The sequence below is a fragment of the Gammaproteobacteria bacterium genome, assembly GCA_024235095.1.
In the GTDB taxonomy this organism is placed as follows: Bacteria; Pseudomonadota; Gammaproteobacteria; order Competibacterales; family Competibacteraceae; genus UBA2383.
Genome location: JACKNC010000001.1, coordinates 986579 through 1000393 on the forward strand (window position 1 = coordinate 986579; position 13815 = coordinate 1000393).

The 13815-nt window shown below is 55.1% G+C and carries 11 protein-coding genes, 1 tRNA gene and 1 pseudogene; 7 read left to right on the plus strand and 6 right to left on the minus strand.

Annotated features, from left to right (window positions below):
• Window positions 1-9 precede the first annotated feature (9 nt).
• The 3 genes from H6973_04240 to H6973_04250 are packed head-to-tail and all read left to right on the plus strand — an operon-like array spanning window position 10 to window position 1500.
• Window positions 10-786 carry a succinate dehydrogenase iron-sulfur subunit gene (locus H6973_04240; protein ID MCP5124861.1) on the plus strand — a complete coding sequence of 259 codons (777 nt, stop codon included), beginning with the start codon at window positions 10-12 and terminating at the stop codon, window positions 784-786.
• Window positions 787-821: 35 nt separating this feature from the next.
• On the plus strand, window positions 822-1088 hold the full coding sequence (locus H6973_04245; GenBank protein MCP5124862.1) for a succinate dehydrogenase assembly factor 2: 267 nt from the start codon (window positions 822-824) through the stop codon (window positions 1086-1088).
• A 37-nt stretch (window positions 1089-1125) separates the two neighbouring features.
• On the plus strand, window positions 1126-1500 hold the full coding sequence (locus H6973_04250) for a hypothetical protein (protein MCP5124863.1): 375 nt from the start codon (window positions 1126-1128) through the stop codon (window positions 1498-1500).
• Window positions 1501-1543: 43 nt separating this feature from the next.
• Here H6973_04250 and H6973_04255 read toward each other — a convergent pair.
• The 3 genes from H6973_04255 to mutY all read right to left on the minus strand — a co-directional run bounded on the left by H6973_04255 (window position 1544) and on the right by mutY (window position 3031).
• Window positions 1544-1619, minus strand: a tRNA-Phe gene (locus H6973_04255).
• 64 nt (window positions 1620-1683) lie between these two features.
• Window positions 1684-1956 (minus strand): oxidative damage protection protein, encoded by a 273-nt coding sequence (locus tag H6973_04260; GenBank protein ID MCP5124864.1) that lies wholly within the window; start codon window positions 1954-1956, stop codon window positions 1684-1686.
• A 25-nt stretch (window positions 1957-1981) separates the two neighbouring features.
• Entirely contained in the window at window positions 1982-3031 is a 1050-nt protein-coding gene (gene mutY / locus H6973_04265; protein ID MCP5124865.1) for an A/G-specific adenine glycosylase, read from the minus strand.
• Between the two features lie 34 nt (window positions 3032-3065).
• Here mutY and H6973_04270 point away from each other — a divergent pair, with 34 nt between their 5' ends.
• On the plus strand, window positions 3066-3974 hold the full coding sequence (locus H6973_04270; GenBank protein MCP5124866.1) for an SDR family oxidoreductase: 909 nt from the start codon (window positions 3066-3068) through the stop codon (window positions 3972-3974).
• On the opposite strand, the gene H6973_04275 is transcribed toward H6973_04270, so the two are convergent.
• The 3 genes from H6973_04275 to H6973_04285 form a co-directional block, all read right to left on the minus strand.
• Window positions 3947-6358 carry an EAL domain-containing protein gene (locus tag H6973_04275; GenBank protein MCP5124867.1) on the minus strand — a complete coding sequence of 804 codons (2412 nt, stop codon included), beginning with the start codon at window positions 6356-6358 and terminating at the stop codon, window positions 3947-3949. The two genes, H6973_04270 and H6973_04275, sit on opposite strands and share 28 nt — an antisense overlap.
• A gap of 92 nt (window positions 6359-6450) precedes the next feature.
• Window positions 6451-8298, minus strand: coding sequence for a dihydroxy-acid dehydratase (gene ilvD, locus H6973_04280; protein MCP5124868.1), 1848 nt, complete (start codon window positions 8296-8298; stop codon window positions 6451-6453).
• A gap of 318 nt (window positions 8299-8616) precedes the next feature.
• On the minus strand, window positions 8617-10320 hold the full coding sequence (locus tag H6973_04285) for an MCP four helix bundle domain-containing protein (protein MCP5124869.1): 1704 nt from the start codon (window positions 10318-10320) through the stop codon (window positions 8617-8619).
• A gap of 563 nt (window positions 10321-10883) precedes the next feature.
• Here H6973_04285 and H6973_04290 point away from each other — a divergent pair.
• From H6973_04290 to H6973_04300, 3 genes and pseudogenes are all read left to right on the plus strand, one after another.
• Window positions 10884-11843, plus strand: coding sequence for a transposase family protein (locus tag H6973_04290; protein MCP5124870.1), 960 nt, complete (start codon window positions 10884-10886; stop codon window positions 11841-11843).
• Window positions 11844-11896: 53 nt separating this feature from the next.
• Window positions 11897-12505, plus strand: coding sequence for a response regulator (locus H6973_04295; protein MCP5124871.1), 609 nt, complete (start codon window positions 11897-11899; stop codon window positions 12503-12505).
• Window positions 12506-12621: 116 nt separating this feature from the next.
• Window positions 12622-13796: pseudogene (locus H6973_04300) on the plus strand (IS630 family transposase).
• Window positions 13797-13815: the final 19 nt, after the last annotated feature.

Genomic DNA, 13815 nt, shown 5'->3' on the forward strand with positions numbered 1-13815 from the left:
GACGACGCCATGGCTCAATTCAAACTCCCAGCCAATTCGATTATCGGCAAGGGCAAGACCTATTATGCTGGCACCGGCGCTAAGAATGTCAGGAATTTCCATGTATACCGCTGGGATCCGGACAGTGGCGAAAATCCGCGCATGGATACCTACGAGGTCGATCTGGCCACTTGTGGTCCGATGGTGCTGGACGCCCTGCTCAAGATCAAGAACGAGATCGATCCCACTCTTACCCTCCGGCGGTCTTGCCGCGAAGGGGTCTGTGGTTCCTGTGCGATGAACATCGGCGGTATTAACACCTTGGCTTGCACCCAGGCGATTGATGATATCTCCGGCGAGATCAAAATTTACCCCCTGCCGCACATGCCGGTGATCAAGGATCTGGTGCCGGATCTGACGCATTTCTATGCCCAGTACACCTCGATCAAGCCCTGGCTGCAAACGGTCACGCTGCCGCCGGAGCGCGAGCGCCTGCAATCCGAGGAAGATCGCGCCAAGCTGGACGGGTTGTACGAGTGTATCCTGTGCGCCTGTTGCTCCACCAGTTGCCCGAGCTACTGGTGGAATGGCGAACGCTATCTGGGGCCTTCCATTCTCCTGCAAGCCTATCGCTGGATCGTGGACAGCCGTGACGAGTTCACTGGCGAGCGATTGGACGATCTGGAAGATCCCTTCCGGCTCTATCGTTGTCACACGATTATGAATTGTACCAAGACCTGCCCGAAGGGATTGAATCCCGCCAAGGCGATCGCGGAAATCAAAAAGATGATGATCGAGCGGCGGTAACTTTAGCGCCCCATGACAATGAGGAAACAGCAGTTGTGGATGAATTGATAGGCAAGCTGCGCTGGCGTTGCCGGCGTGGGATGAAGGAACTGGATTTGCTGACTTCGGGCTATCTGGAGCAGTTTTATCCCCATGCGCCTGCCGAAGAGCAACAGGCGTTCGCCGAATTGCTGGAGCTTCAGGATACGCAGTTAATGAGCTACATGCTCGGTCGGGCGATCCCCAGCAACGTAGCAACCGCTCGCGTCGTCAGCGTCATGCGCACCTTGCTTTCACCAGCCGCCGAGGCTGGCGCTGATTGAAATTGTCCTCAAGCCGCGTCCCTCGCGGCTTCTGCTGTTGGGCGGCGGCGTTGGCCATCTCTTGGCTGGCGTCGCCGTTATCGTTTCCAACATCCCGTGGTGGGTTCAAGTCGGTTTTTTCGCGGCAATTATCCTTTCCCTAGTTCAGTTTGGTTATGGTTATGGGTATCCGCACGGGCGCAGGTTTATTCGCCGGATTGAATGGCTGGATGAACGTTGGCAACTGGCAACCGGGGATGGTCGCCGATATTCGGGCCAACTGATCAGCGGCTATGCCTATCCTTACGTGGTTATCGTGAATTTTCGGCTGGAGAACGGCCAGCACCGGTCGCTGACCCTGTTGCCGGATTCCGCTGATGTCGATGAACTGCGACGAATGCGGGTCTGGTTGCGAACTCGGCTAGACTCATAGATTTGCGCGATTTCTTAATGAGTTCGCAAGACGTTGATTTATTTGGTGGCCAGGGACGGAATCGAACCATCGACACGCGGATTTTCAGTCCGCTGCTCTACCAACTGAGCTACCTGGCCAAAATTTGGCGGGATGCAAAATGGACGCTCATTTAAGCAGTTCCTGCCTCAAGCGTCAAGATGCTCACGCCGGTGGCGGCACATAACCCTCGGGCGGGGCTGCTCCCTCGCCAAAGAAGAACTGCATCATCTGCTCCTCCAGAAACTGGCGAGCCTTCGGCTCAAACGGCGTCAAACGGTACTCATTAATCAGCATGGTCTGCTGTCGCAGCCACTGCTGCCAGGCTGCCTTAGACACATTTTCGAAGATCCGCTTGCCTAGTTCGCCCGGATAAGGCGGCCGATCCAAACCCTCGGCTTCGACGCCAAGTTTGATGCATTTTACCATTCGAGACATTATAAGTTCCTATATTTATTTACAATTATTTAACGAGCATCGCCAGCAAGCGCTTTACCGGCGCAGCCATCCCATGACGGTCGAAATGATCGCCGTTATACCAGACAAACCGTGCGCCTTCCATGATAATCCCACTTTGTTCGGTTACCTGCACTGGCGACGGAGTAATCTCCAGATGGAAATGACTGAAGCTATGTCGCATAACTCCCCACGGCAGTTCAGGATTTACGATCAGCCCCAATTTCTCCCGACACCAGTCGGCGAGGTCAACCTCCAGCGGACATTCCGGAAAGCTCCACAATCCACCCCAAATACCGACGGGTGGCCGGCGCTCTAACAACACCTCGCCATTCCCTGTCCGCGCCAGCACCATCCGAATTGCGCGCACTGGCAACACCCGGCGGGGTTTCGGCGCCGGAAAATCCGCCTGGCGCCCTTGGGCATAGGCGACACAATCTTCGATCAGCGGACAAAATTTGCAACGCGGCTGACGAGGTATGCAAATCATCGCCCCAAGATCCATCATCGCCTGGGTATAATCCGCAACCCGTTCGACCGGAGTGTAACGCTCCGCCAATTCCCACAGCACCGCCTGGACCCGCGACTGACCTGGCCAGCCTTCCACGGCTGCGAATCGCGCCAACAAGCGCTTGACGTTACCATCAAGAATCGGTTGTCGCTGTCCCGCCGCCAGCGCCAGAATCGCTCCAGCTGTCGACCGGCCGATGCCAGGCAATTCCTGAAGAGTTGCGATATCCAGCGGCATCCGGCCCTCATGCCAGTCGCGCACGATCCGGGCGGTCTGGCGCAAATGGCGAGCGCGGGCGTAATAACCCAATCCCGCCCACAGCTGCAATACTTCATCCAGTTCGGCATCAGCCAGAGCGCGAATATCCGGAAACCGGGCCATGAACCGTTCATAATAGGGAATGACCGTCGCCACCTGGGTTTGCTGGAGCATGATTTCCGACACCCAAACCCGATACGGGGTAGGATAGTCTTTCCAGGGCAACTGCTTGCGCCCATGCATGTCGAACCAGTTCAACACCCGCTGGCTGAATTTCACTGGATTCATCTGACCTCGAATTTTCAATAGAGAAGAACTTGTCATGTCGCGTATTCTGATTGCTGGCTGCGGCGATTTGGGGACAACCCTCGGACAGGCTCTGCACACCGCAGGACATCAAGTCTGGGGCCTGAAGCGCCACCCGGCTGATATGCCGCCAGGCATTCAACCGATTGCCGCTGACTTGACCGACTCCGCGACTCTGACCAACCTCCCTCCCAGGCTGGATTGCGTGGTGTACAGCGCCGCCGCCGCCGGCTTCAGCGAAGCCCAATACCAAGCCGCTTACGTGACCGGAGTCAGTCATCTGCTGGAAGCGCTGCGCCAAGCCAGCCAGCACCCGAAACGACTGCTCTTTACTTCCAGCACCTCGGTGTACGCGCAGCACCAGGGAGAATGGGTGAATGAAGACTCACCGGCTGAGGCACAAGGTTTCAGCGGTCGCTGCATCCGCCAGGGCGAGCAGTTAATGTGGACCAGTGGTTGGCCAGCCATCGCAGTTCGTTTCGGCGGCATCTACGGCCCAGGCCGCACCCGGCTGGTTGACAGCGTCCGTGACGGTGCGGCGACTTGTCTGGAGGGTCCGCCGATTTATACCAACCGTATTCATCGCGACGACTGCGCCCGGGTGCTGGAGCACCTGCTGCAACTTCCCGAACCGGAGCAGCTTTATATCGCTGTTGACGACTGCCCCGCGCCGCTGGATGAAGTTCTGGACTGGCTGGCGAACCAACTGGGGACGCCGAAGCCGCGTCGAGTCGCTCAAACCCCTGTAAAGCCTGGCGCTGAAACCCGCCGTGACCCGACGACGCGCATACGCGCCAGCAAGCGTTGCTCGAATGCCCGACTCCGCGCGACTGGCTTTCAGTTTCGCTATCCCGGTTATCGTGATGGGTATGCGGCGATCTTGCAAAGACAATTTACTCAAAACCCTGCGCTGGTAAAATCGTAACTCATCTCGCGATAGGGATGTTGCAGGAAAAAGCCCTGAATCAGATCCACGCCCAGCGACCACAACACTGGCATGGCCTGTATGTCTTCGACGCCGCCAACAATGGTGGCGGCGCCCAACGACTCCAGATTATGCACCAACTCCTTGAGTTGGGCCTGCTTCTTGGTATCCTTAGCAAGGTTGTTGACGAAGTACATATCCAGTTTGACATAATCTGCGCCCAGATTTTTGAGCAAACTCAGTGAATCCGTCCCTCGGCCAAAACGGTCCAGGCAAAAGCCGCAACCAAGTAGCTTGATGCCGCTGAGGAAGGTAAACATGTCACGCAGGCTACGTTCTGCCGTCGATTCGGCGACCTCGAACACAATGCGCTGTGCCTCAACGCCAGCTTCCTCCAACTTTCCGCGCAACCAGACGCTGAGAGTCTTATCCTGTAAGGTGATCGGCAAGATTTTGATAAATAAAGTAGTTGTAGTCTGCCGTTGCCGGAGCATTTCCAAGGTTTGAGCAATGATCCAGCGATCCAGCGTCAACCCCAGCTCGTGATTATGTACTACGCCGAATATGTTGCCTGACACCAGTTCCTGGCCCTGGTTATCGCGCAAGCGCAACAATACTTCATAACGTTCATTTACATCGCCGCGCATACTGGCAATAGGCTGAAAAACCAGCCAAAGCCATTCATGTTCAACGATCTCGCGGACTTGATCCAGCACCCGCGCTCGCGAAGAGGTTTCATGATCGCGCTTCGCTTCAGGGGCATTCTGCTGGAAATAGATGCGTTCGCTCTTAGCTTCCTGCGCTAGTCCACAGGCTGAATCCGCCCGCTGGATCAGCATCAGATGATCCTGGCTACGGTCATTGGTAACGGCGACGCCAATACTGGTCCGCAACAGCAGTGCCTGATCACCCACTTTGTAGAAGCCGGTTTCCAGCACATCCCGAATGCGGCGGGCCAGATTAAGCGGCGCTTCACCGAACAGATTCGGCGCCAGTACCGCAAAAACGGTGTCACTGAACCGTGCGGACGGTTGCTCGGAAGTCAGCACCTGCCGCAACCGGCCTGCAGCTTGCCCTACAACCTCGTCGGCTGTCGCTACACCTGCCGAATCTCTAATAGAGCGCAAATTGTCCAGCATGATGAAAATCACCACCAAAGCTTGCAGACGTAGGCCCATCGCCTCCAGTTCCCGCTCCATAAGCACCATGAAGCGCCGACGATTGTAGAGACCGCTGACCACATCACTATCACTGAGCAGACTTAGCTTGACGCGTATGGCGCGCGCCCGGCGCAACCGTTGCTTGACCTCCCAGCACAAATAGCTAACAGGCACCGGTTTGGTCAGCAAACTAGCGCCTGGCACCTCCAGATTCATCAGGTAATGTGTAACATCTGCCGGGTAACACAGCAGAATTATCGGCAGAATATCGCAATCCCGATGTTGCGCAATAACCTTGGCCAGATCCAGTCCGGCGACTTCCTTAAGATCGAGATCAATTAACAACAGATCGGGCTGGAAGCGATGAATGTCCTGCAATACTTGCAGAGGTTGAATGAGTACGCGCGGCGTAACGCCCTGTTCCTCCAGCGCGCCGGCCATCTCCCAAGCTTCGGTAGGCCGATCGTTGACGATCAGCACCCGGTAATGTCCTTCCGAGGTTTGTGGCAACAGCAGTTCCCGCAACAGGCCAATCAATTCATCGTTATCGACGGGTTTGCTGAAGTAAGCAGTCCCGCCCGCGCGCACTGCTTCCAGTCGCGCCGCCATATCATTGCGCTCAGCCAGAAACAGCACTGGCGAGCGCAAACCAATCTGTGTTTGCAGATTAGCGACCATTTCCAATACCGTTTCCGCTCCTTCGGGAAAATCCATATCGATGATCACTGCGCCGGGTATCCGTTCGTGCAACCGTTCTTCAGCCTCAGCCAGCTTGGAAATATGCCGCACCCGGTAGTTAAAATCCTCCAGTTTAGTCATTAGCGAGGGCTTATCGCCCTCAGGGGCGACCAGAAAAATCTCAGGATGCGCTGTCAGCAGTGGACGGGTCCGCGGTTCATCGCTGAGGCTGCCGCCATTTTTAACCAGGATAAAACGTAACGCATCGATCAGCGCGATTAGCCGTTGTCGTTCCGATTCGGGCGGCATCGCATTGGCGGTTGCACAGCCTTTAACATGGTGTTCCAGTTGCGTCACCAGCTTGAGCAGACGCTCATCATCTCGGCCCTGAGCATTTTTCAACATGTCTTGCGCTAAACGGGCCAGCATCACGAACGACTTGGGATTCCACTTGACGTAATAAAGTTTTTGCCACAAATCCTCAATCAATTTCAGGTGATTAACGAGCCTAAGACGCTGGCTGTCCGGGTCTTTTGCCTGATTCATGGCTTATTCTCCTTATCGTCTCCCTGGCTTGCGGATGACTGCAAGGCTAAAGGTTAAGGGCTAAGGGCAAAAGTTCATCACGTTTCACCTTTTTACCTTTCCACCTGACTGACATCGCGCACCGCACCACGGGCAGCGCTGGTGGTCATAGCGGCGTAAGCGCGCAGCGCTGGTGAAACAGAGCGTTGCCGATTGACAGGTTTCCAGGCCACCGCGCCACGCGCCTGCATGGCCACCCGCCGTTGTTGTAATGTTTCATCACTGATCGCCAGATGAATACGACGGTTGGGAATATCAATCTCGATCCTGTCGCCTTCTTCCACGAGGGCGATGGTTCCGCCTTCAGCCGCTTCCGGCGAAACATGGCCAATGGACAAACCGGAGGTGCCGCCCGAGAAACGTCCGTCGGTGACCAAAGCGCAAACCTTGCCCAGTCCCCTGGATTTGAGATAGCTGGTGGGATACAACATTTCCTGCATTCCTGGTCCGCCGCGCGGCCCTTCATAGCGGATGAGCACGACATCACCCGGTTGGATGCGCCCACCGAGAATGGCTGACACCGCGTCTTCCTGGCTTTCCATGATCCGGGCAGGCCCCTGGAACCGCAGATTATCTTCGTCAACCCCAGCCGTCTTGACAATACAACCGTCCTCAGCCAGGTTGCCATACAGCACCGCCAGACCGCCGTCTTGCGAATAAGCATGCGGTTGGGCGCGAATACAGCCGCTTTCCCGATCCAGATCCAGACTGGGCCAGCGAGTGTCCTGGCTGAAGGCTTGCTGAGTGGGAATGCCGGCGGGACCCGCAGAGTAGCGAGTCCGGGCTTCATCCCAGGACGTTAGTCGGGCGATGTCCCAACGATCCAGCGCCTCGACCCAGGTCTCGCTGTGAACCGTGCGCGCCCCACGATGAAGCAGCCCAGCGCGGTCCAGCTCTCCCAAAATAGCGATCACGCCGCCAGCCCGATGAACGTCTTCCATGTGGTATTTCTGAGTCGCCGGCGCTACCTTGCATAAATTCGGCACTCGCCGTGATAATCGGTCAATGTCGCGCATGGTGAAAGGCACTTCGCCTTCCTGCGCCGCCGCCAGCAGATGCAGCACGGTGTTGGTCGAGCCGCCCATGGCGACATCGAGACTCATGGCGTTTTCAAAAGCTTCGAAAGTAGCGATGCTTCGCGGCGATATCGAGGCGTCATCTTGTTCGTAATAGCGCCGGGTCAGGTCGACAATGCGCCGTCCCGCTTCCAGGAACAGTTCTCGGCGGTCGGCATGGGTAGCCAGCAGTGAACCGTTGCCCGGCAGACTCAGGCCCAACGCTTCGGTCAGGCAATTCATGGAATTGGCGGTGAACATGCCGGAGCAGGAACCACAGGTCGGGCAAGCGGAACGCTCATACTCGGCTACGGTGGCGTCGTCGATATGATCGTCGGCCGCGGCGACCATGGCGTCGACCAGATCCAGCTTATGCATCGCCAGGCGAGTTTTACCAGCTTCCATTGGCCCGCCGGAGACGAAGATCGCTGGAATATTGAGGCGCATGGCGGCGATCAGCATGCCGGGGGTGATCTTGTCGCAATTGGAGATACACACCAAGGCGTCGGCGCAATGGGCGTTGACCATGTACTCGACGGCATCGGCGATTAATTCGCGCGAGGGCAGCGAGTACAGCATTCCACCGTGACCCATGGCAATGCCGTCATCCACGGCGATTGTGTTAAATTCTTTGGCGATGCCGCCAGCTTGTTCGATCTCGCGCGCGACCAGTTGTCCTAAATCCTTCAAGTGAACATGACCGGGAACGAACTGAGTGAATGAATTAGCGATCGCAATAATCGGCTTGCCGAAGTCATCATCCTTGACGCCGGTTGCGCGCCACAAAGCGCGGGCGCCGGCCATGTTGCGGCCATGGGTGGTCGTGCGAGAACGATAGTCGGGCATGATGAACTCCTCGAAAGTTGGAAGGGGGTCAACGACAATCAGAAAAGACCGCCTGATTGTAAAAAAATTTTACGGCAATTTTCAGCATTCAGTGTGGAATCCGGCTCATCTGGGCAAGTTAAGTCCCCCAAACTCACTAGAGGTCAGCCTTACTGCTTTTAGATCAATGGGTTGTCGAGACAATCTCTTTCCAGACCGCCTAGCTCCACAAGACCCCTCGAAGAACCTTAGAGAGACGGTCCAAAAACGTTTCTCGGATGGACTATTGGGGAAACTGTGTTATCACGCGAATTTTACATTTTTTGACGCTAGAAACTTCTAGGTCCATGCGGCTTCCTCCACAGTACTGTTGACCAAATGACGGTCCGTTCGCTGGCTATGGCGCGCGCCGGGTGATTTTATCGAAGCAGCCTCTGGCCTGGTCGCCACCTGTCTATTCAGCTTGAAGAAGCGCATCAACTGCTCAAGTTCGCGGACCTGATCGCTCAAGGCATGACTGGCGGCAGCCGTCTGTTCCACCAGGGCGGCGTTCTGCTGGGTCATTTGATCCATTTGCAGAATGGCCTGGTTAATTTGCTCGATGCCCGAAGCCTGCTCCTGACTGGCGGTGGCCATTTCAGCGACGATATCGCTGACTTTCTTGACCGATACAACGATCTCTTGCAAGGTCTGGCCGGATTGCGCGACTAACTGGCCACCGTCCTGCACCTTACTGGCACTATTGGTGATCAGTGATTTGATTTCCTTAGCGGCATCGGAACTACGCTGAGCGAGTTTACGCACCTCACCGGCCACGACAGCGAAGCCCCGCCCCTGCTCGCCGGCGCGGGCAGCTTCGACGGCGGCGTTGAGCGCCAGCAGATTAGTCTGGAAGGCGATTTCATCGATTACCCCGATGATATTGGCGATCTGGTTACTGCTCTGATGGATAGCGCTCATCGCCGCTACCGCTTGTTTGACCACTTCACCGCCCTGCTCAGCCTGGGTGCGAGCAGCGCGCGCCAGGTGGTTGGCCTGCTCGGCGTTCTGCGCACTATGTTTGACCGCGCTGGTGAGCTGTTCCATCGAAGAGGCGGTCTGTTCCAGCGCCGAGGCTTGTTCCTCGGTGCGCTGCGCCAGGTCGCCGCCGCCTTGGGCGATTTCCACGGCAGCTGAATTGACCTGAGCGGTCGCCTGGGTGATTTGGCTAACCATCTGCTGGAGTTGGGTCGCCATGTCGCGCATGGCGGCGTAGATACCGGTTTCCCGCCCGGTGTTCTCGAACTGCAAGGTCAAATCGCCTTGGGCGATCTGTTGAGTCAGCGCCGCGATCACGGCGGGTTCGCCGCCGATGGGCCGGCGGATTCCTCTCACCAGCAACCAGGTCAGCAGAACGCCCAGCACGGTGCTACCGGCCACGGCCACGATCGATAGGGTCCACAGCCAAGCCGCCGTCGCGTGACCCTCTGCGATCATCGCATTCGTGCGCGTAATATTGTTTTCGGTAATAGCTTCGAAGGTTTGCCCCATGACGTCCGAGATCGGCACCATGTGGCCGATTGCTTGGCGGTATTCGCTGTACAGCACCTGCTTCTGGTCAGGGTCGGTGGCAATGGCGAGACGTTCGATCAAACCGTCCAGTTCGATGTAAATCGTGCGCCAAGCTTTATATTGCTCATCAAGTTGTTGTTGCAGCGCCCGGCCCTGCTCGCTGGTTCGCGGGATTTTCAACAACGCCTGCCACCCATGGTCCACCCATTGCCAGCTCTCGCGGCGCTCTTGCTGAATGCTATGCAATGCCGCCGCGGCGTCAAGTTGCGTTTCATACGCGAAGACCGCCTGGGTTTGCGCACGAATCACCATCCGTTCGCGGTTGAGCTGGGCCAACGCCTGCAAGGCGGGAATGCGGTTCTCGCCGGTGTCTTCCATATCAGCGGACAGGGTGTAAATCCCGAACACCGCCAGGAGGCCGAGCAGCAGCGTGATGGTCGCCATCGCTCCGAAGCCGATAGTCAACTGCGTACTCATTTTCAGGTTGTTCATCTTCACGATCTTAATAACTCCTCAATTCAAGAGCATTCATGGTTTGTCGCCCACCCGGCAGCGGAGATCAGCGCTGTCATCGGTAAGCACAGTGCGCGGTTCGTCAAAACAGGCGTACTACCCCATGCTACGGGTGACGAAGAGCGCACCACGCAGTGGAGTGAAGCATTGAGAGGATCTGAAGCAGGAACGAGGCTTCGGCGAATAAATTCCAGCGGGGGCACAGCTGAAAGAGAGAGAACGATTTGCGGCAACCGGGAGCTTAGGCTGCAAATTCATTTTAGTAAGCTGACGGGCAGTCTCAAGTAACGTTAAAATTATTTTTGGTAGGGTGGCTACATGGTCGATTGCCGTTTCCGGGAAGGCGCCCCAGGCCCAGAATAAAAATGAATTAAATAATAGACTTGCTCCTTAATAATTTTTCTATCATTCTTAATAGCTTATAATCATATTTCCTGAGCGTTTTCTAAGATTATATTTTTCCGTCAATAGGTTAGGTATTGAATTTTTGGAAAGAGTCCCCATATCTAAAGTAAGGAAACTCAGGATGAAGGAGAGCCGTCATGCGAAACTTTCAATCAATTTGCGTGCGCAATGAACGACAATTTAGAGCGCTGACTGGGGTTTCTCAACAAGAATTTGATCAACTCGTTCCCGTGTTTTCGCATTGTTTGAACGAAGAGAATCGGCGGCGTTATCGCCGACAGCAAGCGCAACGTCGACGCCATCCGGGCGGGGGGCGCAAGGGGATTTTGTCGGCGCCTGAATTAAAACTTTTCTTTCTGCTTTTTTATCTGAAAAACTATCCTACCTTTGATGTATTGGGTTGTTTATTTAATATGAGTCCGTCAAAAGCCCAAGAGAACGTGATGAAGCTAATCCCGATTTTGAAGCAAGCTGAAAAAGAGCTTCATATCTTACCTCATCGCCACCTTAAAATCGTACTAATGGACAGTCAACAAGAACAAGTTGATGAAAAAAATAGAAAAATTATGATTGATGCGACGGAAAGACCCTGTCGCCGACCGAAAAACAAGCGTCGGCAAAAAAGTCATTATAGCGGAAAAAGAAAGGCCCATACCCTCAAAAACACAGTCATCGCGACCGTCAACGGTGGTATCGATGTAATCGGCCCGGCGACTCCGGGTCATCAGCATGACTATGCAATGTTAAAAGGAGAACTAGACCCTGAAAAACCGGAGCTTTCATCCGTAGAAGTTTCGGTTGATTTAGGCTATCAAGGGATCGAAAAAGACTATCCCAAGATCGGGACTATTCATATTCCCCATAAAAAACCACGCAAGTCAAAAACCCATCCAAATCCGAAGCTCACACCAAAACAGAAAAGAGAAAATCGCTTGATCAGTCAGGTTCGTGTGGGCATTGAACATTTCATCGGTCAATTAAAGAACTTTGGTGCGCTAACAATAAGGTTTAGAAACCGCCTTAATAAGATAGGCGATCAAATTATATTGGTCGTCGCTGGACTCTGCAACCTAAGAAATGGCTATGAGGTTCAATGAATTATGTTACCATATTTCGGAACAGGTCTAATATAAATTAAGGAGAAAGCAGAATGTCTCATCATATCCTGCTGGTCGATGACGACCGTTTGATTCTCAGTACGCTCGGCAATGGCTTGCGCCAGGCCGGCTATACGGTCACCGAGGCGGCTTGCAGCGAAGCAGCGCTCGCTTTGACCAAACGTCACTCTCCTGATTTAGCCATTCTCGACATCCGCTTGCCGGGCATGTCCGGTATCGAACTGGCGCGGCGGCTGCGGGATACCCACCACATCCCAGCCTTGTTCCTATCCGCCTACAGCGACAAGAAAATGGTGGAGGATGCGATTAACGAAGGAGGACTTGGTTACCTGGTCAAGCCGGTGGATATGCCGCAGTTGATTCCTGCTATCGAAGCGGCTCTGGCGCGATCCCAGGATTTGAAAGCTCTCAATAAGGTCAAAAGCCAGTTGGAAGAAGCGCTGAAGGGAGGGCGCGACACCACAACAGCTGTTGGCATTCTGATGGAACGGCAAGGCTTGCGGCAACAGGAGGCGTTCGAGTTGTTGCGCATCCACGCGCGCGCGCAGCGCCGCCGGTTGCAATCACTGGCCCGCGATATCATCAACGCGGCGGAGACGCTGAATGCGCTGAGGATAGGAACTAATACCAATTCCCGTTAAGTTTAACTCGAAAAACGGATGCACCGCCAAGACTCGAGGCCACTAATGGGCTGACACAGAAGTTTTGACAGGTAGCGGTGGGTGCCCTATGGTTGAGATCAACAGGAGGAATCACCATGGCCCACAAGTATCTGGTTGATCTAACTGAAGAGGAGCGGGAAGACCTGCTGAAGGTCATTCATAAAGGCAAGGCAGCGGCGCGCAAGGTTGCCCGTGCCCATGTGTTGCTGCAGGCTGCGGAAGGGGCGACGGATGAGGCCATTGCCCAAAGCCTTCACTTGGGGATTTCGACCGTTCATCGTACCCGTCAACGGTTTGTCGACGAAGGGTTGCTGGCGGCGTTAAGCGAGCGGCCACGAGTCGGTTTGCCCCCGGCCTTGACCGGCAAACAGGCCGCCTTTCTGGTCGCCTTGGCCTGTAGTACCCCGCCCGCTGGCCGTTGTCAGTGGACTCTCCAATTGTTAGCGGACCGCTTCATGGAACTCCGGCCCATCGAAGCCATTTCCCGTGAGAGTGTGCGGCGCATCCTTAAAAAAACGACCTCAAACCCTGGCAACGTCAAGAATGGTGTATTCCCAGTGTCAGTCCCGATTATGTTTGGCATATGGAGGATGTGTTGGACCTGTACGCCGAACCCGATGATCCTCAATACCCCCAAGTGTGCTTCGATGAAAGTCCGGTGCAATTGACCAGCGAAACCCGCTGTCCTCAACCCGCCCGCCCGGGTCAACCGGCGCGCTATGACTGTGAATACAAACGCGAAGGCACCGCCAATTTATTTCTATTCGTACAACCCTTGCGCGGGTGGCGTCATGTTAATGTCACGAAACAGCGCACCAAACGCGATTTTGCCCAGCAAATGCAGCAACTCGTTGATGTGTACTTTCCGAAGGCGGAGCGAATCCGGTTGGTCGTGGATAACCTCAATACCCACACTCCTGCGGCCTTGTATAGTGTCTTTTCTCCAGAGGAAGCCCGCCGGATCACCCGCAAGCTCGAATTTCATTACACCCCCAAGCATGGCAGTTGGCTCAATATGGCGGAATGTGAGTTCGCTGTTCTCGCCGGCCAGTGTTTGAATCGCCGCATTGCGAACCTCGAAACTTTGCGGAAGGAAATCGCCGCTTGGCAAGGCCCACGCAACCTACGTCAGACCAAAATCCACTGGCAGTTCGGCACCGACTTGGCCCGGGTCAAACTCAAGCGCCTCTATCCTCCCTTGAAATCTTCTGAAACCCCGGTGGACCTAGAAACCTCTGAACCTGTCAAAACTTCTGTGTCAGCCCACTAAGGGGAATAAAAATTTAAGG